The sequence below is a fragment of the Aeromonas sp. Y289-2 genome, from assembly GCF_027705925.1.
GTDB lineage: Bacteria > Pseudomonadota > Gammaproteobacteria > Enterobacterales > Aeromonadaceae > Aeromonas > Aeromonas veronii.
The window spans coordinates 92905-117050 of sequence record NZ_JAPDCH010000008.1 but is presented as its reverse complement, the minus strand read 5'-3'; the positions used below and the strand labels follow the sequence as shown (position 1 = coordinate 117050).

The following is a 24146-nucleotide window of genomic DNA, read 5'->3' as shown; positions in this document are numbered from 1 at the left end:
CAGGCCAAGGATGAGACACCCGTTTTGGCGTGAGGGAACAAGATGCAGTTAATCGTGGTAAGTGGACGTTCGGGCTCCGGTAAAACGGTAGCCCTGCGAGTGCTGGAAGATCTGGGTTACTACTGTGTGGATAACCTGCCGGTCAATTTGCTGCCCCAGCTGATTGTCTCGGTGGAGAGCCAGTACGACAAGCTGGCGGTCAGCATCGACGTGCGCAACCTGCCGAGCGATCCGGAGAAACTGGAAAATCTGCTGGCTCAGGTGCGCAATGAGGGGCGGGTAGAGTTCTCCAGCTTCTTCTTCGACGCCGACAACGGCACCCTGCTCAAACGCTATGGCGAGAGCCGCCGTTTGCACCCGCTCTCACGCAACAAGCTGTCGCTGGATGAGGCGATTCGGGAGGAGACCCACCTGCTGGCGCCACTCTCCTCGACCGCTGACCTGCGTATCGACACCACCACCCTCAGCATTCACGACCTGAGCGAGCTCATCAAAACCCGGGTACTCGGCAAGAAAGAGAACGAGCTGGTGCTGGTGTTCGAGTCGTTCGGCTTCAAGTACGGCATTCCCAAGGATGCCGACTTCGTGTTCGATGCTCGCTTCCTGCCCAATCCGCACTGGATCCCCGAGCTCAAGCCGTTCACTGGCAAGGATGAGCCGGTTGCCAACTACCTCTCGGCGCAGGCTGACGTGATGCTGTTTACCCAGCAGATCGAGAACATGCTGGTGACCTGGTTGCCCCATCTGGAGCGCAACAATCGCAGCTACCTCACGGTCGGCATCGGTTGCACCGGTGGTCAGCACCGCTCGGTCTTTATTGCAGAGCGGCTGGCCAGTGCATTCCGTTTGCTTGGCAAGAACGTGCAGATCCGCCACCGCACTCTCGACAAGAGTGCCCCCAATCTTGACGGACCAATAGGACGACCCGATGACTGTTTCCGCCTCGGTTGAAGTGAAAAACAAGCTGGGTATTCATGCCAGACCTGCCATGATGCTGTTCGAGTTGGTGCAGGGTTTCGATGCTCACGTGCTGCTGCGCAATGAAGATGGTGTGGAGGCCGATGCTGACAGCATCATCGGCCTGCTGATGCTGGATTCCGCGCAAGGGCGGCAGGTGGAAGTACAGGTTGAGGGCCCCGAAGAGGTCGAGGCCCTGGCCGCCGTGGTGGAGCTGTTCACCTCCGGCTTCAACGAGGAGTAGTCACTCCTCGTTATATGTTATGAACCGGTACGCGCCAGCGCTTTGAAGCTGGCAAAATCCCGACAAGCCAGCAGATTCCTGCTGGCTTTTTCGTTCATCAGTGCCAGAAACAGGTCGTAGAGACCCATCGCCTCCTCGTAGTCGGCCTTGCTGATGGCTAGCACGAAGATGAGCGTCGCGATTTCTCCGTTGCCCCAGTCGATCCCCTGCGGGGCCAGTACGGTGTAAACCAGAGTGCGGCGCGCCAGCAGACCGAGGGAGTGGGGCAGGGCGATCCCTTCTCCCAGCATGGTGGAGACGATCCGCTCCCGCTCCTGCAGTGAGGCTCTGAAGCCGCTCTCCACCAGATCTTCCGCCTCCAGCTGATCACAGATACGGGCAAACAGTTCGGCCTGGCTGAGGGGGCCGTTGACCACCATGAAGTGGTCGGCATCGAAATATTTGTCGAGCATGTAGGGGCGGGTGCGGTCGATCAGCACCAGCTTGCCAAGCTGCTCCAGCTGGTATTGGGTCGGGAAGGGGGCAACGAGTACCACGGGGGCGTTTTTTTCGTTCACCTTGACGGTACTGATGACAAAGTCCTGCGCGATCTGCGCCAGACATTCGTAATCCCGCACCGACTCCAGCGTGGTCAGCTGCAACTGGGGATACTCCCGCTTGATACGTGCTTCCAGCACCCGGAAGGTGGCGTTGCCCGCATCGCAAAGCAATAGCGCCTGCGGGCGGCGGGTATAGCCGATATCGTAATGGCGCTCCAGCCCGACGCCGATATGGATCACCAGATAGCCGATCTCGTGGTGGGTCAGTCGGTAGGGGGTTTGCTTGATCCACTCCGAAATGGCCGCCAACGTGATGTCATAGGCGAGCGGGTAGTACTGCTTGATGTGATCGGCCAGCGGGTTGTGGTTGCCAATCTGGTATTTGACCCGTAGCAGCATGGCGCTGATATGGGTTTGCAGGTCGGCCCGCAGCTGTTGGTCGCCTCGCAGGTCGTAAGGGTAGTGTTGATGAATGTAGGTCAGCAGATGCTCCACCAACTGCTCGCTCTCGGCGGCCATTGCCGGGCTGAGCTGGGGAGTATCGGCCATCAGGCGCGCCTGGATCTGGATAGCGAGACCGGCGATCTCGTCCTCTACGGGGGGCATCAAGGTTGGCAATACCGCATAAATATCGCGAGATACTGCCAGCAGCGGCAGAGTCAGATCCTCGCTGGCGAAGTGGCGCAACTCGTGACCGGATGCCTGACGCAGCAGGGCAACGGCGCAGTAGATGGTGAGCTGCTGCAAGCTCTCGTCAGCGAGACGCAGCTGATGTCGGGCAAGCTGGGCATGGATGTGATTGCCCACTACCTCCATCGTCTTGCTGGGGCAGAGGTTGGGCAACAGGGTTTGCAACTGGTTGTTGTGCAGCAACTCCTGATAGAGCAGTTGGGTCAAACAGGCACGGATCGCCGTCTCCTCCCCCTGAATGCGCATCCCCAGGCGGGGTTTGCTCTCGACGCTGAGCCTGAAGTGGCTGAGCTGTTCACGGACTTCCGCCATATCCCCCTGCAGTGCCGCCCGGCTCAGATACCAGGTATCAGCCAGCTCATCGAGCTTGATCCCCTGCTCTGCCGTCAATAGCAGGATCTGCAGGTGCAGCACCCGCTCCCGGCTGGTGCGTGGCAGGCCGCTATCCTGACCCTGGGCCGCCAGCAGAGCCTCGAACAGTCCCTGATTGTAGATTTTCAGCTGGTAGCCGCTGCCACGCTGGTGGATCAGGTGAGCGCCGTGGGTGGCAATCAGTTCGTTGAGGGTCGCCACATCGGTGCGCACCGTGCGGGTGGAGACATTGAGGCGGCGAGCCAGCTCCTCCTGCGGCAGTGGTTCGGCGTGGAGCTGGATCAGCAGTTGATGGAGCCTGGGGTGTGGCAGCTTGATCATAGGGGGTATGCAAGACTCCTGTTGCGAGATAAAGGGTCGATGTTAACAAGTGGGTCATCAACAAGCCAGGCTCCGGTCAGTGATTGAACCGGTGCCGTGACTGCCATCAGGCCAACAGTCGTTTCACTATGGCCAGCAGAGTCCGCACATCCTCGGGGCGAGTGTGCCCGCTCGCGCTATCGATGATGGAGCTGTAGACGTGCGGGATCACCTTCTCGACTCCGGCGTCCAGCGCAATCCGCACTATCTCCTCGAAGTTCTCCAGATCGATGCCGCCGGTGGGCTCCAGCCAGAAGTTGTTGCGGGCACAAGCCTCGGCCACTGCCTGATACTCGTCGCGGCAGGCCAGCCCACCCATGGGGAAGAACTTGACCGAGCTGCCGCCCATGTCCTTGAGCAGGGCAATGGCGGTATCGATGGGGACGATGCCATCCGGCTGTCCGGCGCTGAGCGGGCCGGTGGAGATCTTCACCATGCCAGGCATTCCGGTGGGGGAGATCAGGCCGTTGACCAGCGTTTCTGGCTGGCCGAGCAGTGCCCGGCTGGCGCCGACACCGGTGAACACCTGATTGACGTGCTGGGGTTGCAGCTGGCAGGCCAGCTCGGCCACCATCGCGGATTGGCGTGGATCCCCGGCGCCCAGTCCGATGGAGAGGGCATTGTCGATCAGCTTGGCGTACTCCTTCATATCGGCAACTGCGGAGGGAATATCCGGGTAGTTTTTGGAGAGCACACCGACCAGCACGTGGCCTTCGGCTGCGTCGTATACCTCGACGGCATTCTCTTTGGTGCCGGCCAGCACGTTGAGACAGACCCGATCTAGGTAGTAGTTGGGGGTAAGGGACATCAGCGATTCTCCTGAACGAGGTTGGCAATGGCGGAGTGGATTTGGTCGAGCTGGGGCACGGAGACGCTGCGCACATCGATCTCGATATGCCCCTCGTTGGCCTTGTAGCCGCGGCAGTAGATGGCAGGCGTGCCCTGTTGCAGACGGGTGACAACCTGCACTGTGGTCATGCCGATCTGCTGGTGGTCGAAGGCGATATCGGTGCGGGCGATGTCGCGCCCGGCGCTGTCCCACACCACTTTGGCGGTGACGCCGGGCAGCTGGTTGAGGCGCTCGATGAAGGGGCTCATCTTGGCGACCATGGCGGCGCCGCTCTCTTTCTCTTTGGCCAGATAGCGCTCGATGGCGTGGGTCAGGCCGAGGATACCCTCCTTGCCCACCTTCATGGCGCGACCGATGCCATTGGCCTGCTGTTTGACCCACTCCACGTACTGACGCTTGCCGAGCACCAGCCCGCTGGTGGGCCCTTCAATGGCCTTGGCGCCGCTGTAGATGACCAGGTCAGCACCCTGGTTGTAGTAGAGGCGCAGATCCTCTTCGGCAGCCGCATCGACGATGAGCGGGAGCCCGTGGGTCTTGGCGACCTCGGCGGCCTCTGCCACCGACAGAATGCTTTTTTGCACGCAGTGGTGGGATTTGATGTAGAGGATGGCTGCTGTGTTGGCACTGATGGCAGCGGCCAGCTGGGAAGGGGAGCACTCGTTGGCGTAACCGGCTTCCACTACTTTGCCGCCACCCAGATTGACCATGGTGCCGACCGGGGCGCCGAAGTTGACGTTGTGTCCCTTGGGCAGCACGATTTCGCTTGGCACCTCATGGGGGTGGGCATGCAGGTGCTCGAGGCGGTAGGGGTCGCCGCGCACTATCACAGCGGCCACTGACTGGGCTATGCCGGCGCTGGCACACGAAATGACCACTGCATCTTCCACTCCCAGCAGGCCAGCCAGGTAGGCTCCGGTCTTGTTGACCAGATCCTTGACCTCGAAGTAGTGGCCGAGGCCGAAGTTGACCGCATCGACCACCTCCTGTTCGGGGGTGGAGACGCCGAGAATGGTCATGCGCCCTGAGGCGTTGATCACCGGTTTGAGCTGATATTTCTCATAAACAGAAGGCATGGTGTGATTTCCCATTGTGAGTCAGAACCAATTCGCCACCGACCAGGGCGGCGAGAGGCTGCAGTTGTTGGTCACCGCTGCGGGACTGGGCTTCGGTATCCATAAACAGGGTCGGGCCGCTGGTGACCTCGAACAGGGTCAGATCGGCATCGGCGCCCACCTCGAGCCGCCCCTTGCCGGAAAGGCGCAGGGCATCGGCGGCCTGATGGGTGACGCAGGCGATCACCTGCTCCAGCGTCATGCCGATGGCGAGAAACTTCGACATCACGTGGGCCAGACTGTAGACCGGCCCCTTGATGCGGTTCTTGCAGTAGATGTCGGAGCTGATGGTGCGGGGCAGGATCCCCTGCCGGATAGCCAGCTCCGCCACCTCGAAGCTGAAGCTGGCGCCGCCGTGGCCGATGTCGAGCAAAAGGCCCCGTTTCATCGCCTCGCGCACCGCGACCCGCAGCTCGCCAGCCGGGGTCAGAATGCGGTTGGGCTTGCCGTTGAAGCAGTGGGTCAGCAGATCACCATCCCCCAGCAGAGCGACGATCTCGTCCAGGTCCGGCGGCGTGTTGCCCACGTGCACCATCAGCGGCAGCTGGTCGTGGGCCTGTTGCAGCGCCTTGGCCATGCGCAGCGGTTGCAGGCCGTTTTCACCGACCACGGTGCCGCTCATCCGCGCCTTGATGCCGACAATAAAATCGGGGTGGCGACGAATGGCCGCCGAGGCGAGATCCATATCGAGGTCCCGGCTGTCGGCCAGCTCGTTCTGGCGCAGCAGACCGATGCGGGAGATGTTGAGCAGGGCATGCACCCGGGTCTTGCAGCCCGCAGCGATCTGCTGGAAGTCATCCACATCGTCGGCTCCGGTGCTGCCCGCGTCGATGACGGTGGTGACGCCGGACTCTACGCCCACCTTGTCCGGCTCATCGTGATAGATGGGGGAGTCGGGGTAGCAGTGGGTGTGGCCATCGATCCAGCCAGCGCTCACATGCACCCGGCCGCCGAGATCCAGGATCTGCCGCGCCGTTGCCGTCTCCGGCAGGGAGCCGATGGCGGCGATTTTGCCCTCCCTGATGGCGATATCGATGAGCTGGCCATCTCCCAGCCGCCCCGCTCTGATGATCATGTCGTACATGCTGATAACCTCTGGCGAGCCGCCCCGCAGGGCGGCTGGTACTTACACAAGGGCGACCGGGAAGAAGGTACCCAGCAGCATGGCTCCCAGAATGGCACCGCCGGTGATGGGCTTGCCCCACACGTAGAACAGCAGCGCACCCAGCAGGGAACCGATACCGATGGGGATGGAGGCACCCATGGCGGAGAGGATGATGAGGGGGCCGAGGAAGCGGCCAGAGCTGTTGCCTGCGCCCATCATCACGTCAGCACCGTAAGTGGAGTTGCTCTGGTTGATGGTGAACTTGCGCGCCAGAATGATGACGTAGCCGATGGCCAGACCAATCCCCATGCCGGTTGCCAGCGAGGCGCCGAAGTTCTCCACCGGATAGACGATGCCGGCCCCCAGCAGAAGTGCTGGCACGCCGAGGCCAACCCCGGTCTGGATGGCACCGCCGATATCCAGAATCCCCACCAGGGAGCCCTCGATGATGCGGGCGAACAGGAAGCTGGCACCGAACGCGGCTACCGCGCCGTAGGCTCCCGTGTCCATGCCGGCTTTCAGCATGGCGACGAAGGCTACCTCGTTGAAGGCACCGACCCCGTACAGATAGAACATGTGGGTACCGGCAAAGACCCCGGCCGAGAGCAGACCGACGAAGATGGGGAATGACCAGTCGGCATACCAGAAGTTGTTTTTCAGTTTCTCATCCATGGTGTGACCCCTTATTTGCCGCTCAGCAGGTTATGGACGTTTTCCAGCCACAGGGGGACACCCATATGGAAGGATTCAATCAGTTTCATATCGAAGCCGCGGAAGAAGCCGCTCAGCACGAACAGCAGCACGATGGCTGCCATCATCACCTTGGTGACATGGTTCCAGCCGCTCTCTTCCACGCCCTTGCCGATCAGGATGCCGAGCACCAGACCCGGTACCGCGTTGCCCATGATGAGCTGGGCCAGACCGCCGAAGATGGTGGCCCAGAAACCGGATTTCTTGCCCGCCTCGATGGCAGCGAGCCAAAAGATCACGGGCATGACGGTGTTGACCAGCAGGTTGGCGGCTGGTACCAGCACCTTGACCGCTGTGACCTGCAGAGCTGCAGGAACGGCAGCCGCCGTACTGTTGAGGAAGGCGACCACGATGGCACCTATGATGCCGCCAGCGATGGCCATCTTTTTCGGGTCGTGCAGAGTGGTGGTGAGATCCCGATTTTTGAACAGCAGTGCCGCCGTGGCCCAGTGCGGGATGATGCGGTGATCCACATCCTGGGTGAAGGCGCCGGCCGCCACGGTCGAGGCCCAGGCGTTGAAGAAGAAGCCCAGACCAAACGAGAAGTGAGAAGCGGGATCCCCCTCGCAGGAGTTAAGTTCGCCCAGGGTGCGGAAGGCACCCATGCCCTGTACGGTCGGGGCGTGGAACATCCGCGCCGCGCCGGCCCCCACCCCGACGCCAACCAGGCCGCCAATGATGAGTGACTTGATAAAAATGATTAGAAACATCCAACGTATCCTTCTTGTGGGGTTGTGCCTGCGCAGGCATCACACCTGGGTGAATGTCACCTTGGCGACATCCAGACTGGTGACCTGAACCTTGATCTCCAGCTGGACGCGGTATTCGCGGCGCTGGCGCGGCAGGAAGAAGAACAGGAACTTCTCCACCCGGACCAACTCCTCGGCTTTGAGCACCTGTACATCGACCGGCTCAATACGCAGCAGTACCTGCTGGTTGTCCTTGAGCAGTGTGGGTTGCACCTGGCTGAGGGCGGAGGCAAACGCCTGCTGGCGTGTCGTCCCCTTGCCGTTGACGATGACCTGGGTGGTGAAGTTCTCTTTCATCAGGCGCGTCCGTGCTTCTTGGCGAAGGCTTCGACCAGCTTCTGGCCCAGCTCTTCCTTGTCCATGAAACCGAAGCCCAGCACCACGCACCCTTCGTTGATGGCGGTGACGCCCTCTTCAACAGAGCGCATGCCGTAGCGGCACTTGTAGCCGTATTTGGTCTGGGCGGTGATCGCCCCGGCGCCGCCGCTGCCGCAGAAGGAGATGCCGAGATCCGCCTGCTCCTTGTTCATCACGTCGCCGAGCTTCATGTCAGCGGCCATGCCTGGGATGATGGTCACGTTGGCCCCGGCAGCTTCCGCGCCTGCGCCCACTTTCTGACCCTTGCCGAGACGGTCTCCGATCACGAGTTTGATGGCTGTCATATCGATTTCTCCTTGAGTTACGGGTTCTGCACCGAGCTGAGTTCGTTTTCTTTGGCGACTTCAAAATGGACGGACAAGAGGTGTGCCTCCTCATAAGCAAGCTGATCCAGCCAGCTGACGACCTGTTCGGCGAGACGCAGTGAGAGGGGGGAGATCTCTTCAAACAGGCTGAGGTCAACTTCTGGCAGGGGCTCACCGCTGTGGGAGCGCCACACCATGGCTTTGACATGGGAGGCCAGCATCTGCCGTTGCACCTCGTTGGGGATGATGCCCTGTTCGGCCAGCAGGGGATAAATGCGCGCGAGGATATGATCGGTCTGGCGCAGCAACTCCGGGCTGTTCGGGGTCAGGGTCTGGTCGTGAGTCTCTGTTTGCAATGTCTGCTCTCCAAGGCTGGCAGAAGGTATGGCGTTACCCTAAGCCTGCGCGTCGATGTGGAGGAGGCAGCGTTTTTCCGATTCGAAGCGGAAATTCCTGAGGAAATGGCCCCAAAGTGATTGTTTGGATACTGAAAAGACAAAAAGAGTGCTTATTGGGGCCGGTTTTGTGTGATCGGTAGCGCACTAATCGGGGGGCGGGGGCAGGGCAAGCGTTGCGGGAAACTGTGAGTCATCTCACGGTAAGAGACGTTGCCGAGAGGGCAGATATGGAAAAGGGCGGTTTCCCGCCCTTCTCATAAAAAGGAGTGACGCTAGCTGGCCGATGCTGCGCTCGAGCTGGCCGTTCTCTGCTGATAGCGCAGGTCTTCCTCTATGGTGACCACCACTTCCAGCGGCTTGCCGGAGCGGAATACCGAGATGGTCAGCTTGGTGCCGGGGCGGCTCTCGACAATCTTGTCCATGGCGCTGCGTACGCCACTGATGGCCTCTCCGTTGATCTTGAGCAGCACATCCCCTCGCTGCAGGCCGCCTTTGGCCGCCGGGCCGTTGGGATCCAGACTCTCAACCACCAGACCACGCAGGTCGCCGAGGTTCATCATCCGCGCGACTATGGGGTTGATCTCGACACTGGAGATCCCGAGATAGCCGCGGATCACCCGGCCGTTGGCGATCAGCTCATCCATGATCCGTTTTGCCAGCCGGTAGGGGATGGCGAAGCTGATGCCGTAGCTCTCCTGATTGCCGTTGAGGTGATAGGTGGCGGTGTTGATACCCACCAGATCGCCACGGCCGTTGACCAGCGCGCCGCCCGAGTTGCCCTCGTTGATGGCGGCATCGGTCTGCAGCAGATCCTGACGGCCATTGCTGTCGGGCCCCATGCTGGAGAGGCCGGTACGGCCGGTCGCGCTGATGATGCCCTGGGTGATGGTCTGGCCGACGTTGTAGGGGTTGCCGATGGCGAGCACCACATCCCCCACTTCTGGTAGTCGCTCGGGATCCTGCGGGATCACAGGCAGGTTGTCTGACTCGATATAGAGCACGGCGAGGTCGGTGAGCTGATCGGTGCCGACCAGCTCGGCGCTGAAGACCCGGCCATCCTGCAACGCGACGATGATCTGGTCGGCATCGGCGATGACGTGGTAGTTGGTCAGCACATAGCCGCGCTGATTCATGATGACGCCGGAACCCAGCCCTTGCGGGCGCAGTTCCCCCTGATTGCCCTGATTGGGGGCAAAGCTGCGGGTGTAGATGTTGACGACGGCGGGGCCTGCCCTATGGGCGGCATAGGAGAAACTCAGTTCACGGGCATTGGTGATGATGCCGGGCAGTTGGGCACCACCGCGAAAATGGGGAAACAGCAGCAACAGCAGCGCCGCGACGGTTAATCCAAAACCGACAGACTTGCCCAAGTAACTGACTAAAGGGGGGATTTTCATGTCATTCTCATCCGTACAGGCTGCGCGCAGAGAATAACACTATCGATGGATAAAAATCACCCGCGGTGAAGACCGCGGGTGATGGAGAGAGTGGCGAACAACCCGGGTGTTAGCGGATCACCAGATAGAGCGAGGAGTCGCCACGCTGGATGTTTAGCGCCAGCACGTCAGGCTTGTTCTTGAGCGCCTTGGTCAGCTCGCCCAGGGTGTTGATGCGCAGGCGGTTGACTCCGATGATGATGTCACCCTTCTGCAGGCCGGAAGCGGCTGCCGGAGAGCGAGGATCAATGTCGGCCACCGCGACACCGGAGACCGGGTCGGTAGTGGTGCTCAGCTTGGCTCCTTCCAGTGCCGGATGCAGCGCGCTGGCGCGTACTTCGCTGTCATCTGCCTGCTTCAGGGTCACTTTGGCAGTTTGTGACTTGCCATCGCGGATCAGTCCCAGTTCGACCTGCTTGCCAGCGCCCATGGTAGCGATCTTGGCACGCAGCTCGCCGAAGGAGCGAACCGGTTTGCCATCGATACTGACGATGATATCGCCGGCCTTGATGCCCGCCTTGTCGGCCGCCGAATCAGGCATGACCTGATTGACGAAGGCACCATCCTTCTTGTTGTAGCCGAAGGTTTTGGCGATGTCTGAGGTAAGTTCGGTGCCGGTAATACCGAGCTGGCCGCGACGCACTTCACCGTACTTGACGATCTGCTCGGTCAGATCCCGCACCATGTTGGAAGGGATGGCAAAGCCGATGCCAATGTTGCCGCCGTTCGGGCCCAGAATCGCGGTGTTGATACCGATCAGCTCGCCACGCAGGTTGAGCAGGGCGCCGCCGGAGTTACCGGAGTTGATGGCCGCATCGGTCTGGATGAAGTTCTCCAGATTCTCGATGTTGAGGCCGCTGCGGCCCAGCGCGCTGACGATACCTGACGTGACGGTCTGACCCAGACCAAACGGGTTGCCGATGGCCAGCGCATAGTCACCCACCCGCAGCTCGTCGGAGTCGGCAAACTTGATCTGCACCAGATCCTCGGCCTTGATTTGCAGCAGAGCGATGTCGGACTGCTTGTCTTCACCGATCTTCTTGGCCGCGTACTCACGACCATCCTTCAGGTTGACCTTGATCTCGTCCGCCTCGTGCACCACGTGGGCGTTGGTGATGACGTAACCCTTCTTGGCATCGACGATGACACCGGAGCCGAGCGCCTGGAACGGCTGCTCGCTCACCTGTTCATCGGGCATGTTGGGGCCGAAGAAGAACTTGAACTGTTCCGGCAGACGCTGACGGGTAATTTTTTTGCCAGAAACCGAGATATTGACCACCGCCGGGGTGACCTGTTCGAGAACAGGCGCCAGGCTTGGCATCTCCTGATTTGAACCTAACAGGGAAGGCAGTGCAGCCTGAGCAGGGGCCGCAGACATGGCGATACCGACACTGAGGGCTAGCACACTGAGCATGGAAAGAGGTTTACGCATATGAAAAACAGCTCCCAGAAAAAGTTGCATTGCAATCGTCAAGGTCAGACCACGGGACTGGCCAATTAGTTCCGCGAGGAACTAGTTTGGTTGCTTGAGCAGTCCGGAAGAGGCGCCAGCATAGTCGCGAGGCGGAACGCCCGGCTCTTCTGCCACATTGGCAGGGGCTTCTTCTACCAATGATTCGCGGAACAGCGGTTCCTGCGCCTTGGCCAGGAATTTGCTCTGCTCGGCCATGTGGCGATAGAGGGTCTGATACTGCTCGGCCAGTTGCTCCATCAGGGCGGCGCTGTCGGCGAAGTGGGTGTTGATCTGGCCCTGATAACTCTCGAGCTCCTTGTGGGCCTTCTTCAGTTCCTGTTCCAGACGGCCAGCATCGCGGCTACGCACCGAAAAACGGCCGAGAACGATACCGATAATCAAGGCCGCGACAGCCAGCAGGATCCCAGTTAACAGACTCATAGATGCTCCTTGTTACAGCTAAAACAGAGTGGGTTTATGCGGTCGTCATAACCGCCATGCCTTGATGGCACTATACCGTGCGTCCTGAGGCCGTGATACCATTTTGTCCTCGATTCAGGGACTTGGAGAGGCGCTCAAGGATGACACCGCAGCAAAAATACCAGCAGGATCTGCTGCGCCCCGGCTTTGTGGCCGACCCCGCGCAGGGGATGGCCATTAGCAGGCTGGAGCGACTGTATCAGGATTTGCTACGGCGCCCGACTCCGACCAGATCTCGAGGGCTGCTGGGTTGGCTGCAAAAGCCCAAGCCGCCGGAGCCCGTCCTCGGTATCTATATGTGGGGCGGAGTGGGCCGAGGCAAGACCTGGCTGATGGATACTTTTTTCGACAGCCTGCCTGGGACGCGCAAGATGCGCAGCCATTTCCACCGCTTCATGCACCGCATTCACGATGAACTGCAGGGGCTGAGCGGGCAGTCCGATCCCCTCAAGCTGGTGGCCAGCAAGCTTGCCAGCGAGACAGACATCATCTGTTTCGACGAATTTTTTGTCTCCGACATCACCGACGCCATGTTGCTGGGTACGCTGTTCCAGGAGCTGTTTGGTCACGGTGTCGTGCTGGTTGCCACTTCAAATATTCCGCCACAGGATCTTTATCGCAACGGGCTGCAGCGAGCCCGTTTTCTGCCAGCTATCGAGCTTATCGAGCGCCATTGCGAGGTACTTAACGTGGATGGCGGTATCGACTATCGCCTGCGTACGCTGGAACAAGCCGAGATTTATCACTGCCCGCTGGACTTGCAGGCAAAAGCCAATCTTGACCACTATTTTCAGCAATTAACCGGTGGGCACACGGCTTGCGAGGGGACGTTCGAGGTCAATCATCGTCAGCTGAAGTCGCAGGGAATGGGGGAAGGGGTGCTCTACATGGAATTTGAGCAACTTTGTTGTACTCCCCGCTCCCAGAACGACTATATCGAGCTGGCCAGGCTGTTCCATACTGTTCTGCTGGCGAATGTGCAGCCAATGGGCACAGGCACGGATGACGCGGCTCGCCGCTTCATTGCCATGGTCGATGAGTTTTATGAACGGCACGTCAAGCTCATCATGTCGGCGGCGGTTCCCATGGCAGAACTCTACGGCGAAGGGCTACTGAATTTCGAATTCCAACGCTGTCTTTCACGGCTTCAGGAAATGCAATCGCACGAATACCTTGCCAGAGTGCACCTTCCTTAGTCACAATACCGCGCCTGCCAGTCGGATGGGCATCTGCGGCAGGTAGGGCCGGGCGACATTTGCTGGTTTCATGGCAGTGAAATTAGCAGGTGATATTTAAGGCAACTTCACTTATAATCGCCCGGCCCACGTTACAGCTGTCGATAAGACAGCAACACTTTAAGCTTTACTTGTATTCGAAGGGGTACAGGTAGGCCATCGTTTGTTGTTTGTGGGAGAGCCCCCATAAGCAATTGGGTCTGTAACAGGTAATTGGGTTTAACTTAATGAAAACTTTCGTTGCCAAGCCAGAAACCGTAAAACGTGACTGGTACATTGTGGACGCAGAAGGTAAAACTCTGGGTCGTATCGCAACCGAGATCGCTGCTCGTCTGCGTGGTAAGCACAAAGCTGAGTACACTCCGCACGTTGACACCGGTGATTACATCATCGTTGTAAACGCTGAGAAGGTACACGTAACCGGTAAGAAATTTACCGACAAAATGTACCACGCTCACTCCGGTTTCCCGGGTGGTATCAAGTCAATCAGCTTCGACAAGCTGATTCAGCGTAAACCGGAAATGGTAATCGAAGCAGCCGTCAAAGGCATGCTGCCGAAAGGTCCTCTGGGCCGTGCCATGTTCCGTAAACTGAAAGTTTACGCAGGCGCCGAGCATGCTCATGCTGCTCAGCAACCTCAAGTACTGGATATCTAATCGGGAACTGGCAACATGGCAGAAAATCAATACTACGGTACCGGCCGTCGCAAAAGCTCCACTGCTCGCGTATTTATCAAAGCGGGTAGCGGCAAGATCGTAATCAACCAGCGCTCCCTGGAGCAGTACTTCGGCCGTCCGACTGCCCGCATGGTAGTTCGTCAGCCGCTGGAACTGGTTGAGATGACCGAGAAACTGGATCTGTACATCACCGTTAACGGTGGTGGCATCTCCGGTCAAGCTGGTGCGATCCGCCACGGTATCACTCGTGCTCTGATGCAGTACGACGAAACCCTGCGTTCCGAACTGCGTAAAGCTGGCTTTGTTACTCGTGATGCCCGTAAGGTTGAGCGTAAGAAAGTTGGTCTGCACAAAGCTCGTAAGCGTCCGCAGTACTCCAAGCGTTAATTCGCTTTTGGTACTCACTCTTTCGAGTGTCAAAAAAGCCTGGCGGTTGCCAGGCTTTTTTTATTGGTATGTCCCGTCCTGAATAGGGTTTACACCTTTCCCCCCAATAAATGGAGAATCCGATGGGACAAGGTGTGAAACGGACACAGCGCGATTACTCGCTGACTTTTAAACTGGCACTGGTCGAGCAGATTGAAAAAGGCGAGCTCACCTACAAACAGGCTCAGGTGCGTTATGGCATTCAGGGCCGCTCCACCGTTCTGGTATGGTTGCGTAAACATGGTCGGCAAGATTGGAGCCAGGGGGCTTCTGTGCGCGCCGGCAGGAGCATCACCATGCCTGACCCCGACAACCAGACGCCCGAACAGCGCATCAAGGAACTTGAGCAGCAGCTGGCGCTGATGAGTCAGAAAGCCCAGTTCTTTGAGGCCGTCGTCGATGTACTGAAGAATGACTACGGCGTATCCATCGTAAAAAAGCGACCCGGCAAGTCCTCTCGCAGCGGCAAGTCGAAAGGCTGAGCATTGTCAGGGCTTGCCTGTTTCTGGGGATAAGCCGGCAGGCTTACTACAAGCGCAATCGGGTCGCCGACGAGCGCCATGCACAAGGACTGCAGGTAGTGCGCTTCGTGCGTCAAGTTCGACTGCGACAACCTCGGGTGGGCACTCGCAAGCTGCATTATCTGCTGCAGGGTCAGGATGATGGCGGGCTCAAGGTCGGGCGGGACAGGCTGTTTCAGATATTGGCCGAGCACCGCCTGCTGGTGCCACCCAGACGGGTGTATCACAAGACCACCCACAGTTTTCACCGTTTCTACCGTCATCCCAACTTGCTCAAGGCGGAGCCAGAGCAGGTCACGCCGGTGGCCCCGGAGCAGGTCTGGGTCGCTGACATCACCTATCTGCCAGCCAGGAGCGGGCCGCTGTACCTGAGCCTGGTGACGGATGCGTACTCACGCAAGATAGTGGGCCATCACGTGCACGAAGGAATGCATGCCGAATCGGTGGCAATGGCGTTCAAGAAAGCGCTGAAGCAACGACGTGGCGGCGGTGAACTCATCCATCACTCGGACCGCGGCGTGCAGTATTGCTCGGTGCTGTATCAGTCACTACATGAACGGTACGGGGTGAAATGCTCGATGACGGATGGGTATGACTGTTACCAGAATGCGTTGGCGGAGCGGGTGAACGGGATTTTGAAAGGAGAGTTATTGTTGCAAAGCCCGCAGGATTTAACGCAAGCGCGGGAAATGGTGCGTGAAGCCGTGGATATTTACAACGCGGAGCGGCCGCATCATGCGTTGAAATACAGAACCCCCGATGCGGTACATCGGGGGTTCTGAGTAGAGAAATGCTAGTTGAAAATGTGTAAACCTATTTCAGGACTAGACAGTAATATTACCGACATCAATGCTAACCACGCGTCACAAAAGACAAAAAATTGTTTCTTTATTGTTTTCATTGCTCACCGCTCTTTCTTGTCAAGTTGTTATCTTTTCTTTAAAATTTCCCCTGTTTTCTGTGGCAATTGTAAATCCAGCTTCCGCCGCTGTTGTCACGGGAAAAATGGGGAACAGGGACACTATAAGAATGTGCGGAGTCCACATGGGAGAGTTTTTGGATGAGCAATGCGCCAGTTGATACCGGTCGCCGCAGATTTCTTACCTGGTCAACGGTTGCCGTTGGTGGGGTAGGAGCTGCGTTTACCGCAGTGCCGTTTATAAAGTCATGGAATCCGAGCGCCAAGGCCAAAGCAGCCGGTGCGCCGGTTGAAGTCGATATCAGCAAGTTGGAACCGGGTCAGCTCATCCGTGTCGAGTGGCGAGGCAAGCCTGTCTGGGTGGTGAAACGCACCAAACAGACGCTGGATGCCTTGGCCGCGCATGATGACAAGCTGCGGGATCCCTCATCTGAAGAGCCGCAGCAGCCTGACTATGCCCATAACGGGTACAGATCGATCAAGCCCGAAATTTTTGTCGCGGTCGGTATTTGCACCCACTTGGGGTGTTCACCTTCCTATCTGCCTGACAGCTTTGGCGAGCAGGTGCAGGGCGTTACGTCCGGCTTCTTCTGCCCGTGCCATGGCTCCAAGTTCGACATGGCCGGCCGTGTGTTCCAGGGGGTGCCTGCACCGCTGAACCTGGTCATTCCGCCCTATCAATTCATTAATGACACCACCATCCAGGTTGGTGCCGATGGCAAGGAGGCCTGACCATGTTGAGTAAACTGATGGGCTGGATCGATTATCGATTCCCGCTCACGGCCATGTACAACGACCACATGGCCAAGTATCCGGCACCGAAGAATCTGAACTTCTGGTACTTCTTCGGCTCGCTGGCCATGCTGGTGTTGGTTAACCAGATCATCACCGGTATCTGGCTGACCATGAACTACAACCCCTCCGCGGAAGGTGCGTTTGCCTCCGTGGAGTACATCATGCGCGATGTGGAGTACGGCTGGCTGCTGCGTTACATGCACTCAACCGGTGCGTCTGCATTCTTCATCGTGGTCTACATGCACATGTTCCGCGGCATGATCTATGGCTCTTATCAGAAGCCTCGTGAACTGCTGTGGATCTTCGGCATGTTGATCTTCCTGGTGCTGATGGCGGAAGCCTTTATGGGTTACTTGTTGCCCTGGGGCCAGATGTCATTCTGGGGTGCTCAGGTCATCATCTCGCTGTTTGGCGCCATTCCGGTCATTGGTGACGATCTGACCCTGTGGATCCGCGGTGACTACGTGATCTCCGGTGCGACCCTTAACCGCTTCTTTGCGCTGCACGTCATCGCGTTGCCGCTGGTGCTGGTGATGCTGGTTGCCATGCACATTCTGGCGCTGCACGAAGTAGGCTCCAACAACCCGGACGGTATCGACATCAAGAAGCACAAGGACGAAAACGGCTGGCCGCTGGATGCGGTGGCGTTCCACCCTTACTTCACCGTCAAGGATATGATCGGTGTGGCAGGCTTCCTGTTCTTCTTCTGCGCCATCATCTTCTTCAAGCCGGATATGTGGGGTTACTTCCTCGAGAAACCGAACTTTGAAGTGGCCAACGGTCTGAAAACTCCGGAGCACATTGCGCCTGTGTGGTACTTCACGCCGTTTTACGCCATTTTGCGGGCGGTGCCGGACAAGCTGCTTGGCGTCATCATGATGGGTCTCTCCATCGTGGTACTGTTCCTGCTGCCGTGGCTGGATCGCTGCAAGGTGCGCTCGGTGCGTTATCGCAGCATGCTGCACAAGCTGAACATTGCCCAGTTTGTGGTCTGCTTCATCATTCTGGGGGTGTTGGGGGTGCTGCCATCGACGCCGACGTTGACGCTGGTTGCCCAGATCTGTTCACTGGGATATTTCGGGTTCTTCGTCCTGCTGTTCTTCTATAGCAAGAATGAAAGCACCAAGCCGCTGCCGGAGAGGGTGACATTTAAATGAAAAGAATAATATTTGCAGTGCTGACCCTGCTGCCATCTCTGGTATTTGCAAGTGGCGGAGCTGTTCATCTGGACAAAGCCAATTACGATCTGAGTGACAAGGCATCGCTGCAACGCGGCGCGGCCACCTTCATGAACTATTGCGCCGGATGCCACTCTACCCAGTATCAGCGCTATAACCGGGTCGCAGAAGATCTCGGGATCCCCGAAGATTTGATGAAAGAGAACCTGATTTTCACCGGCGCAAAGGTCGGTGACCTGATGAAGAGCGCCATGTCAGAGAAGGATGCCGCCAAGTGGTTTGGTGCGCCGCCCCCCGATCTGACTCTGGTTGCCAGGGTGCGCGGTGCAGACTGGATCTACACCTATCTGCGCTCCTTCTACGTGGATGAGGCCCGTCCGTTCGGGGTGAATAACGCCGTGTTCCCGTCCGTGGGCATGCCCCATGTGCTGGAGCCGTTGCAGGGAACCCCCCGTGCAGAGTTCGCTACTCACACGGTCGACGGAGTGGAAACCCAGCAGGTTGTCAGTATCAAATCTGACGGTAATGGTGAAATGGATGACGAAGAGTATGATCAGACGGTACTGGATCTGGTAAACTTCTTGGTCTACTCGGCTGAGCCGGTACAACAGGAGCGTGAACGCATGGGCTTCTGGGTGCTTGGTTTCATCGTGATCTTCTTCATCTTCACTGTGCTGTTGAAGAAGGAATTCTGGCGCGACGTTCACTAAGCGACCAGATCCGGGTAATATAATGCACGGCAATGAAGACCAAAATGCTTCATTGCCGTTTCTGCTTTTTAATGACGGGAGGGTTCAATGGCTGTAGCTGCCAATAAGCGTTCGGTAATGACGCTGTTTTCCGGTGCCAACGATATGTTCAGCCATCAGGTGCGTATTGTCCTGGCGGAGAAGGGTGTTAGCGTGGATATCTGCCAGGTTGATCCAGCCAATCTGCCGGATGAGCTGGCCGAGCTGAACCCGTACAACTCTGTACCGACCCTGGTTGATCGTGAGCTGGCGCTCTACACCTCGCGCATCATCATGGAGTATCTGGACGAGCGCTTCCCGCATCCGCCCCTGATGCCTGTTTACCCGGTTGCCCGTGGTAACAGTCGTCTGATGATGCACCGCATCGAGCTGGACTGGTACTCCTTGGCCGACAAGATCATGGCCGGTACCGATGCTGAAGCGGCACGCAATGAACTGCGTGACAACCTGCTGGCCATCGCGCCGATCTTCGGTGAAATGCCCTATTTCATGAGCGAAGAGTTCGGTCTGGTGGATTGCTACATGGCACCGCTGCTGTGGCGTCTGCCGAGCCTTGGCATCGACCTGACCGGTCGTGGCGCCAAAGAGCTGAAGGCCTATATGGTTCGTCTGTTCGAGCGTGAGTCCTTCCAGGCTTCCCTGACCGAAGCCGAACGCGAGATCCGTGCTGGCGTATGAGCATGGAACCGACAATGACACCGAGCCGCCCGTACTTGTTACGGGCGTTCTTTGACTGGTTGCTGGACAACGATCTGACCCCTCATCTGGTGGTCAACGTCAACATTCCCCATGTGATGGTGCCGATGCAGTTTGCTCAGGACGGGCAAATTGTACTGAATATCGCACCCCGAGCCGTGATGCAATTTCACATGGATAACGAGGCTATTAGCTTCAGTGCCCGCTTTGGCGGGGTCTCCCAGCAGGTTTACATCCCGATGGCGGCCGTACTGGCTATTCATGCCCGGGAGAACGGCGTGGGCACCATGTTCCCGCCCGAGCCGGGTTACGATATCTGGCTGGAGCAGGCTGAAGCGCCGGTGGAGCCTGAGCCGGAACCGCCGCGTCCAAGCGGTCGTCCGACCCTGAAGGTGATCAAATAAAAAACGCAGCCGATTGGCTGCGTTTTTTTATGCCGCGTTGGCTTAGTTCTGGGCGAATTCGAAGGCCTTGATCACGCGCTTTACGCCGGTGACATGGCGGGCGATGTTGACTGCCTGCTCTCCCTCCTGGCGAGTCACCAGACCAATCAGGAATACCTCGCCGTTCTCGGTGACCACCTTGACCTTGGTGCTGTCGAAGTTCTTGGTGCCGAACATATCGGCTTTCACCTTGGAGGTGATCCAGGAGTCATTGCTGCGAGTGGTGAAACTGGCAGGTTGGCCGATGCGCAATTCGTTGTAGACGTGGCGAACCCCTTCGATGCGACTGACAATTTTGCCCGCCTCAATCTTGTAAACGTCAGAAGGTGTCTGGCCGACCAGCAGGACGCGGCCATTGTTGCTGTAGACGCTGATCTTGCTGGCTGCGCTGAGTGGTTTGTTGTCGGCCAGCAGATTGGCCGCTTTCAGCTCGATGGTCTGGTCATCCCACTGTGCGCCCAGGGTTCGGCGATCGCCAGAGGCCTTGGCAGTCCCTGCGGCGCCGCCAACAACCAGGGCTGCGCAGCCTTGCAGCAGCAGGGTGCTAACCAGCAGACCGAGCAGGATAGTGTGCTTTTTCATGGTTTCAATCTTCCTGTTGCGGGAAAAGTGTCTGGTCGATGAGATCACACAGGCAGTGCAGGGTCAACAGATTCACTTCCAGAATGCGAGGGCGACGGGCGGAGGGAACACGGATCTCCACATCGTTCGGGCCGAGCAGGCCTGCCATTTCGCCACCGTCACCCCCGCTCAGCACCACTATGGTCATGTCGCGGGAGAGGGCGGCTTCGGCGGCCTTGATCAGGCTGCGGCTGTGGCCGGAGGTGGTGATGACCACCAGAATGTCGCCAGGCTGGCCCAGCGCGCGGATCTGCTTGGCGTAGACCTCTTCAAAACCGTGGTCGGTGGCGATGGCGCTGATGGTCGCCATGTCCGGGGTCAGGGCCATGCCGGGCAGGGAGGGGCGCTGGGTCTCGTAGCAGTTGACCAGTTCGGAGATGAACAGTTGCGCCAGTGCGGCAGAAGGACCGTTACCGCATGCCAGCACCTTGTGGCCATTGAGCAGGCAGATGGTGATCATCTGGGCTGCAGTATGGATTGCATCCGGCAGCGCCTCGGCGGCGGCTATCTTGGTCTGGATGCTTTCGGTGTAGTTCTCTTTGATGCGGTCAGTCATAGGGTCCTCTTAAAATGCGTTCTGGATCCAGGCTGGCTGGTCGCCCTCGAACGCAATCACATCGAATCGGCAGGCCTGATTGGCCTCGTTGATGGCATGTTGCTTCAAATAGTGGCGCGCTGCCAGCATGATCTTGTGCTGTTTGCTGCGGGTGACCGAGCTGGCGGCACCGCCATGGCTGCCGGTGGCCCGGTAGCGCACTTCAACAAACACCAGGGTCTGGCCCTGGTGCATGATGAGATCAATTTCACCGCCACGACAGCGGTAGTTGCGAGCTACCGGTTGCAGGCCCCGAGCCTGCAACCAGCGTTCAGCGACTTGTTCAAAGTGCTGTCCCTTGCTCGTTGGTGAGGGGAACAGGCTCGGCAACTGCTGGCGCATCCGTTTCCATAGTTCCTTCATTGGAGGGCTCCTCCAGTTGCTGAACGGCGTTCTCGTCGACCAGTTTGCCGTTCTGGTAAGTACCCCAGCTCAGCATACGTACGATATTGCCCTGGGCATCCACGCTCAGCTGACCGCTCATGCCGGCCTGCTGCATGCCGCCCACCTTGCGCATCTGCTGCAGGTTCTCAGCCAGACTGACGGCATCGTAGCCCATGGCAAACAGACGCAGCAGGTCACCCTGAGTCTGCGGCCAGAGCAGGGCGATCTGCTCGCGCTGTTTCTCGTAGCCGCCCAGCAGCAGCGGCATATCGGCGATATGCATGCCGTTGAGCTCGGAGGCGACCTCGGTTGCGGCGCTGTCGTAGCCACGGGAGCTGGTGTAGATGGGCAGGCTGCCCATCGGATTGACCGAGACATCCACGTAGGGCTTGATCATCCGGGTTTCCAGGCTGTTGGCCACCACGTAAACGGCATCGATGCTGCGCGGTGCGGCATCAGAGAGTTGCACCACTTCACCAGCACGGGCGGTAGAGCGGCCACTCAGAGCATTCTTGACCATCCCCTGCACTTCGTTGCGGGCACCGAAGGTGGCGACGACCGGCTTGTCCTGGCTCAGGGTGGCCCAGCTCTGCTCGAACGCCTTGATACTGCTGTAACCGATCCGTCCCTGGGCGGCGATCAGCAGCGGTTTGCGGTAGCCTTGGGTGTAAAGGTACTGGGCTGCCTGGGCGGCATCTGCGGCGGCAGATAGGGAGAAGTAGTAGGTGGTGTCGTTGACGACCGGCTTGTCCAGCTCGTTGAGCGCCAGTACCGGCACGGTCGGATTGGCCTTGAGCAGCTCCTCGACCCGGTCTTTCAGCAGCGGGCCGATGATCATGTCCGCCCCTTCCTGAATCGCCTGCTTGTAAAGCTCGCCGGTCGACTTGCTCTGGGTGTCGTAGAAGTTCAGAGTGAATTGCCCCTGATTTTCCTTATAAGACATCAGCATACCGTTACGGATGGCGGCACCCTGCGGCTCCAGATTGCCGGAGAGGGGCAGCAGCACGGCGATCTGTTGCACCGAGGTGCTGGCAGTGGCCGCCAGATCGCCCAATCCTGCCGGCATATCCTTCTGGGCTGGATGGTTGGGGAAGTCGCGCTTCCAGCCTGCCAGTTGGCGGGCCAGCAAGTTCGGCTGGGCGCCAAACTCGTTGACCAGTGCCGCCAGTCGTAGCCAGCCGGTGGTCACATCAGGGGCCGGAGCCTCTTCCAGCGCTTGCAGGGTGGAGGGGGTCATGCTTTTCAGCAACGACCAGATCTGCTGATGGTTGGTCGCCTGCTCGCTTTGATTGAGGTAGGGCTCCAGTGCAATCAACGACTTGGCCGCGCCAAATTTGTTGTTGATGTCGAGCTGCAGCACCACGCGCTGGCGATACCAATCCTTCTGGGTATCGGCATCCAGCACCACCTCGGGTTTGCCTTCCAGCAGGATCAGCGCCTGATTGGCATGGCCTTGCGCCAGCAACAGATGGGCTTGCAGCAGTTGCAACTGCGCCTTCTGAACGGGATCCTTGGCCTGCTTCTGCAATTGCTGGAACAGTGCCGAGGCCGGTTTGGCCTGGCCCAGCGCCAGATAGCTGCGTGCCGCCAGCATCTGCCAGGTAAAGGCCTCGGCCGGCTTGGCGGGGTCCACCTGCTCAAGATACCACTGGGCATTCTTGGTCAGATTGGAGAACGCTGAGGGCATGCCTGACTGCCCTGACGGTTGATTGGGCTCCGACGCACAGGCGGCGAGCAGTACTGCCGCGAGTATGATGCCGAAGAGTCGTGATACACTTAGCTGCTTTGTAACCCGGTTCAAGTTCATTCCCCGACCAGTGTTGAAGTTCCCCATAGTGTAAACGGGCCAATATGGCGACACAATTGTCGGGGCACTCGGAGATCCCATGAGTGACATCCCAACCCTGTATATAGTCCCCACTCCGATCGGCAATCTGGCGGACATCACCCAGCGTGCATTGGACATTTTACGCAGTGTCGATCTGGTGGCAGCCGAAGATACCCGTCATACCGGTATCCTGCTCAGCCACTACCAAATCTCGGTGCCGACCTTCGCCCTGCACGATCACAACGAGCAGCAGAAAGCCGATGTACTGATCGGCCGGATCAAAGAGGGCAAGAGTGTTGCGCTGGTCTCCGATGCCGGCACTCCGCTTATCAGTGATCCCGGTTATCACTTGGTCACCCGCTGTCGTGAGGCCGGGGTCAAGGTGGTCCCGCTGCCCGGCCCCTGTGCCGCTATCACTGCTCTAAGCGCGGCCGGTCTGCCCACCGATCGCTTTGCGTTTGAAGGCTTCTTGCCCGCCAAGAGCAAGGGACGTGACGATCGCCTGCAAGCCGTTATTGAAGACACCCGCTCGCTGGTGTTTTACGAATCGCCGCGTCGTGTGCAGGATACAGTGGAAGCGATTGCTCGCATTCTCGGCGAGCGTCAGGTGGTGGTGTGCCGCGAGCTGACCAAGACCTTTGAGTCGATCCACGGTCTGCCAGCCTCCGAAATGCTGGCCTGGCTTGGTGAAGATGACAACCGCTGCCGCGGCGAGATCGTGCTGGTCGTGGCTGGCGCCTCCAAAGAGGAAGAGGATCTGCCAGCAGAAGCGATCCGTACCCTTGGGTTGCTAGTGACCGAACTGCCACTGAAAAAAGCGGCCGCCCTGACCGCCGAGATCCACGGCGTGAAGAAGAATGCCCTCTATAAATACGGTCTCGAGCACTATTGAGTCGGTGGA

Annotated in this window: 28 protein-coding genes; 12 read left to right on the top strand and 16 right to left on the bottom strand. The window is 58.7% G+C overall.

What is annotated here, in order from left to right:
- The first annotated feature begins 42 nt into the window (after positions 1–42).
- Together rapZ and npr are read left to right on the top strand one after the other, a co-directional pair.
- Positions 43–951 (top strand): RNase adapter RapZ, encoded by a 909-nt coding sequence (gene rapZ / locus OKC43_RS13485; protein WP_236271754.1) that lies wholly within the window; start codon positions 43–45, stop codon positions 949–951.
- Positions 929–1201, top strand: a complete 273-nt coding sequence (gene npr / locus OKC43_RS13480; RefSeq protein WP_005336318.1) for a PTS phosphocarrier protein NPr — start codon at positions 929–931, stop codon at positions 1199–1201. The genes rapZ and npr overlap by 23 nt, the downstream gene beginning before the upstream one ends.
- 17 nt (positions 1202–1218) lie before the next feature.
- Here the strand turns inward: npr and OKC43_RS13475 are convergent, their stop codons facing one another.
- From OKC43_RS13475 to OKC43_RS13420, 12 genes are all read right to left on the bottom strand, one after another.
- Positions 1219–3123, bottom strand: coding sequence for a BglG family transcription antiterminator (locus OKC43_RS13475; protein ID WP_236271755.1), 1905 nt, complete (start codon positions 3121–3123; stop codon positions 1219–1221).
- A gap of 106 nt (positions 3124–3229) precedes the next feature.
- On the bottom strand, positions 3230–3970 hold the full coding sequence (gene dagF / locus OKC43_RS13470) for a 2-dehydro-3-deoxy-phosphogluconate aldolase (protein ID WP_236271756.1): 741 nt from the start codon (positions 3968–3970) through the stop codon (positions 3230–3232).
- Positions 3970–5085 (bottom strand): DgaE family pyridoxal phosphate-dependent ammonia lyase, encoded by a 1116-nt coding sequence (locus OKC43_RS13465; RefSeq protein WP_236271757.1) that lies wholly within the window; start codon positions 5083–5085, stop codon positions 3970–3972. The genes dagF and OKC43_RS13465 overlap by 1 nt, the downstream gene beginning before the upstream one ends.
- On the bottom strand, positions 5069–6208 hold the full coding sequence (locus tag OKC43_RS13460) for an amidohydrolase/deacetylase family metallohydrolase (RefSeq protein WP_236271758.1): 1140 nt from the start codon (positions 6206–6208) through the stop codon (positions 5069–5071). The genes OKC43_RS13465 and OKC43_RS13460 overlap by 17 nt, the downstream gene beginning before the upstream one ends.
- A 42-nt stretch (positions 6209–6250) precedes the next feature.
- A complete protein-coding gene (locus tag OKC43_RS13455; RefSeq protein WP_005355144.1) occupies positions 6251–6901 on the bottom strand; it encodes a DUF4310 family protein in 651 nt (216 codons plus the stop codon).
- A gap of 11 nt (positions 6902–6912) precedes the next feature.
- Positions 6913–7689 (bottom strand): DUF4311 domain-containing protein, encoded by a 777-nt coding sequence (locus OKC43_RS13450; RefSeq protein ID WP_236271759.1) that lies wholly within the window; start codon positions 7687–7689, stop codon positions 6913–6915.
- Between the two features lie 39 nt (positions 7690–7728).
- Positions 7729–8025, bottom strand: a complete 297-nt coding sequence (locus OKC43_RS13445) for a DUF4312 family protein (protein WP_064335274.1) — start codon at positions 8023–8025, stop codon at positions 7729–7731.
- The gene (locus OKC43_RS13440; protein ID WP_005355141.1) at positions 8025–8390 is read right to left on the bottom strand and encodes an SFCGS family glycine-rich protein; all 366 of its coding nucleotides are present in this window, start codon (positions 8388–8390) and stop codon (positions 8025–8027) included. Before OKC43_RS13440 ends, OKC43_RS13445 begins: the two co-directional genes overlap by 1 nt.
- A 17-nt stretch (positions 8391–8407) precedes the next feature.
- Positions 8408–8767: a transcriptional regulator gene (locus tag OKC43_RS13435; RefSeq protein WP_005355140.1), complete on the bottom strand. Its 360-nt coding sequence runs from the start codon at positions 8765–8767 to the stop codon at positions 8408–8410.
- A gap of 314 nt (positions 8768–9081) precedes the next feature.
- Positions 9082–10206, bottom strand: a complete 1125-nt coding sequence (gene degS / locus OKC43_RS13430) for an outer membrane-stress sensor serine endopeptidase DegS (protein ID WP_005336297.1) — start codon at positions 10204–10206, stop codon at positions 9082–9084.
- A gap of 109 nt (positions 10207–10315) precedes the next feature.
- Positions 10316–11677, bottom strand: coding sequence for a Do family serine endopeptidase (locus OKC43_RS13425; RefSeq protein WP_005336295.1), 1362 nt, complete (start codon positions 11675–11677; stop codon positions 10316–10318).
- 81 nt (positions 11678–11758) lie between these two features.
- Positions 11759–12139 carry a YhcB family protein gene (locus OKC43_RS13420; RefSeq protein ID WP_005356646.1) on the bottom strand — a complete coding sequence of 127 codons (381 nt, stop codon included), beginning with the start codon at positions 12137–12139 and terminating at the stop codon, positions 11759–11761.
- A 140-nt stretch (positions 12140–12279) separates the two neighbouring features.
- Between OKC43_RS13420 and zapE the strand changes: the two genes are divergently transcribed.
- From zapE to OKC43_RS13375, 9 genes are all read left to right on the top strand, one after another.
- Positions 12280–13374, top strand: coding sequence for a cell division protein ZapE (zapE, locus tag OKC43_RS13415; RefSeq protein WP_236271760.1), 1095 nt, complete (start codon positions 12280–12282; stop codon positions 13372–13374).
- 266 nt (positions 13375–13640) lie between these two features.
- The gene (rplM, locus tag OKC43_RS13410; RefSeq protein ID WP_005336289.1) at positions 13641–14069 is read left to right on the top strand and encodes a 50S ribosomal protein L13; all 429 of its coding nucleotides are present in this window, start codon (positions 13641–13643) and stop codon (positions 14067–14069) included.
- Positions 14070–14084: 15 nt separating this feature from the next.
- Positions 14085–14477, top strand: a complete 393-nt coding sequence (gene rpsI, locus OKC43_RS13405; protein ID WP_005336286.1) for a 30S ribosomal protein S9 — start codon at positions 14085–14087, stop codon at positions 14475–14477.
- A 122-nt stretch (positions 14478–14599) separates the two neighbouring features.
- Positions 14600–15819 (top strand): IS3 family transposase gene (locus tag OKC43_RS13400; protein WP_236271761.1). Its coding sequence is split into 2 segments (ribosomal slippage): positions 14600–14948 and positions 14948–15819, totalling 1221 coding nucleotides; the frame shifts between segments, so codons are not numbered across the junction.
- A 278-nt stretch (positions 15820–16097) separates the two neighbouring features.
- The gene (gene petA, locus OKC43_RS13395) at positions 16098–16688 is read left to right on the top strand and encodes a ubiquinol-cytochrome c reductase iron-sulfur subunit (protein ID WP_005336284.1); all 591 of its coding nucleotides are present in this window, start codon (positions 16098–16100) and stop codon (positions 16686–16688) included.
- A gap of 2 nt (positions 16689–16690) precedes the next feature.
- The gene (locus tag OKC43_RS13390; RefSeq protein WP_005336282.1) at positions 16691–17908 is read left to right on the top strand and encodes a cytochrome b; all 1218 of its coding nucleotides are present in this window, start codon (positions 16691–16693) and stop codon (positions 17906–17908) included.
- Positions 17905–18639 (top strand): cytochrome c1, encoded by a 735-nt coding sequence (locus OKC43_RS13385; protein ID WP_236271762.1) that lies wholly within the window; start codon positions 17905–17907, stop codon positions 18637–18639. Before OKC43_RS13390 ends, OKC43_RS13385 begins: the two co-directional genes overlap by 4 nt.
- An 87-nt stretch (positions 18640–18726) precedes the next feature.
- Positions 18727–19356, top strand: a complete 630-nt coding sequence (gene sspA, locus OKC43_RS13380; protein WP_005336279.1) for a stringent starvation protein SspA — start codon at positions 18727–18729, stop codon at positions 19354–19356.
- Positions 19353–19778, top strand: a complete 426-nt coding sequence (locus OKC43_RS13375) for a ClpXP protease specificity-enhancing factor (protein WP_005336278.1) — start codon at positions 19353–19355, stop codon at positions 19776–19778. Before sspA ends, OKC43_RS13375 begins: the two co-directional genes overlap by 4 nt.
- 42 nt (positions 19779–19820) lie before the next feature.
- Here the strand turns inward: OKC43_RS13375 and dolP are convergent, their stop codons facing one another.
- The 4 genes from dolP to OKC43_RS13355 are packed head-to-tail and all read right to left on the bottom strand — an operon-like array spanning position 19821 to position 23104.
- Positions 19821–20399 (bottom strand): division/outer membrane stress-associated lipid-binding lipoprotein, encoded by a 579-nt coding sequence (dolP, locus tag OKC43_RS13370; RefSeq protein ID WP_005336277.1) that lies wholly within the window; start codon positions 20397–20399, stop codon positions 19821–19823.
- Positions 20400–20403: 4 nt separating this feature from the next.
- Positions 20404–20994 carry a D-sedoheptulose-7-phosphate isomerase gene (locus OKC43_RS13365; RefSeq protein WP_005336275.1) on the bottom strand — a complete coding sequence of 197 codons (591 nt, stop codon included), beginning with the start codon at positions 20992–20994 and terminating at the stop codon, positions 20404–20406.
- 9 nt (positions 20995–21003) lie between these two features.
- Positions 21004–21375, bottom strand: coding sequence for a YraN family protein (locus tag OKC43_RS13360; RefSeq protein WP_005355127.1), 372 nt, complete (start codon positions 21373–21375; stop codon positions 21004–21006).
- Complete coding sequence (locus OKC43_RS13355) at positions 21317–23104, bottom strand: penicillin-binding protein activator (RefSeq protein ID WP_234915303.1); 1788 nt, start codon at positions 23102–23104, stop codon at positions 21317–21319. The genes OKC43_RS13360 and OKC43_RS13355 overlap by 59 nt, the downstream gene beginning before the upstream one ends.
- 199 nt (positions 23105–23303) lie before the next feature.
- On the opposite strand from OKC43_RS13355, the gene rsmI reads away from it, so the two are divergent.
- Complete coding sequence (rsmI, locus tag OKC43_RS13350; RefSeq protein ID WP_005336254.1) at positions 23304–24137, top strand: 16S rRNA (cytidine(1402)-2'-O)-methyltransferase; 834 nt, start codon at positions 23304–23306, stop codon at positions 24135–24137.
- Positions 24138–24146 lie beyond the last annotated feature (9 nt).

Excerpts from the sequence above, each read along its gene's own strand:
- OKC43_RS13465 (WP_236271757.1), bottom strand. The coding sequence starts at position 5,085 with ATGCCTTCTGTTTATGAGAAATATCAGCTCAAACCGGTGATCAACGCC.
- OKC43_RS13385 (WP_236271762.1), top strand. The coding sequence starts at position 17,905 with ATGAAAAGAATAATATTTGCAGTGCTGACCCTGCTGCCATCTCTGGTA.
- dolP (WP_005336277.1), bottom strand. The coding sequence starts at position 20,399 with ATGAAAAAGCACACTATCCTGCTCGGTCTGCTGGTTAGCACCCTGCTG.
- rsmI (WP_005336254.1), top strand. The coding sequence starts at position 23,304 with ATGAGTGACATCCCAACCCTGTATATAGTCCCCACTCCGATCGGCAAT.
- OKC43_RS13440 (WP_005355141.1), bottom strand. The coding sequence starts at position 8,390 with ATGACAGCCATCAAACTCGTGATCGGAGACCGTCTCGGCAAGGGTCAG.
- zapE (WP_236271760.1), top strand. The coding sequence starts at position 12,280 with ATGACACCGCAGCAAAAATACCAGCAGGATCTGCTGCGCCCCGGCTTT.
- OKC43_RS13355 (WP_234915303.1), bottom strand. The coding sequence starts at position 23,104 with ATGCCCTCAGCGTTCTCCAATCTGACCAAGAATGCCCAGTGGTATCTT.
- OKC43_RS13425 (WP_005336295.1), bottom strand. The coding sequence starts at position 11,677 with ATGCGTAAACCTCTTTCCATGCTCAGTGTGCTAGCCCTCAGTGTCGGT.
- OKC43_RS13445 (WP_064335274.1), bottom strand. The coding sequence starts at position 8,025 with ATGAAAGAGAACTTCACCACCCAGGTCATCGTCAACGGCAAGGGGACG.
- petA (WP_005336284.1), top strand. The coding sequence starts at position 16,098 with ATGAGCAATGCGCCAGTTGATACCGGTCGCCGCAGATTTCTTACCTGG.
- OKC43_RS13390 (WP_005336282.1), top strand. The coding sequence starts at position 16,691 with ATGTTGAGTAAACTGATGGGCTGGATCGATTATCGATTCCCGCTCACG.
- OKC43_RS13360 (WP_005355127.1), bottom strand. The coding sequence starts at position 21,375 with ATGCGCCAGCAGTTGCCGAGCCTGTTCCCCTCACCAACGAGCAAGGGA.
- rplM (WP_005336289.1), top strand. The coding sequence starts at position 13,641 with ATGAAAACTTTCGTTGCCAAGCCAGAAACCGTAAAACGTGACTGGTAC.
- OKC43_RS13365 (WP_005336275.1), bottom strand. The coding sequence starts at position 20,994 with ATGACTGACCGCATCAAAGAGAACTACACCGAAAGCATCCAGACCAAG.
- OKC43_RS13420 (WP_005356646.1), bottom strand. The coding sequence starts at position 12,139 with ATGAGTCTGTTAACTGGGATCCTGCTGGCTGTCGCGGCCTTGATTATC.
- rpsI (WP_005336286.1), top strand. The coding sequence starts at position 14,085 with ATGGCAGAAAATCAATACTACGGTACCGGCCGTCGCAAAAGCTCCACT.
- OKC43_RS13450 (WP_236271759.1), bottom strand. The coding sequence starts at position 7,689 with ATGTTTCTAATCATTTTTATCAAGTCACTCATCATTGGCGGCCTGGTT.
- dagF (WP_236271756.1), bottom strand. The coding sequence starts at position 3,970 with ATGTCCCTTACCCCCAACTACTACCTAGATCGGGTCTGTCTCAACGTG.
- OKC43_RS13475 (WP_236271755.1), bottom strand. The coding sequence starts at position 3,123 with ATGATCAAGCTGCCACACCCCAGGCTCCATCAACTGCTGATCCAGCTC.
- rapZ (WP_236271754.1), top strand. The coding sequence starts at position 43 with ATGCAGTTAATCGTGGTAAGTGGACGTTCGGGCTCCGGTAAAACGGTA.
- OKC43_RS13455 (WP_005355144.1), bottom strand. The coding sequence starts at position 6,901 with ATGGATGAGAAACTGAAAAACAACTTCTGGTATGCCGACTGGTCATTC.
- npr (WP_005336318.1), top strand. The coding sequence starts at position 929 with ATGACTGTTTCCGCCTCGGTTGAAGTGAAAAACAAGCTGGGTATTCAT.
- OKC43_RS13460 (WP_236271758.1), bottom strand. The coding sequence starts at position 6,208 with ATGTACGACATGATCATCAGAGCGGGGCGGCTGGGAGATGGCCAGCTC.
- degS (WP_005336297.1), bottom strand. The coding sequence starts at position 10,206 with ATGAAAATCCCCCCTTTAGTCAGTTACTTGGGCAAGTCTGTCGGTTTT.
- sspA (WP_005336279.1), top strand. The coding sequence starts at position 18,727 with ATGGCTGTAGCTGCCAATAAGCGTTCGGTAATGACGCTGTTTTCCGGT.
- OKC43_RS13375 (WP_005336278.1), top strand. The coding sequence starts at position 19,353 with ATGAGCATGGAACCGACAATGACACCGAGCCGCCCGTACTTGTTACGG.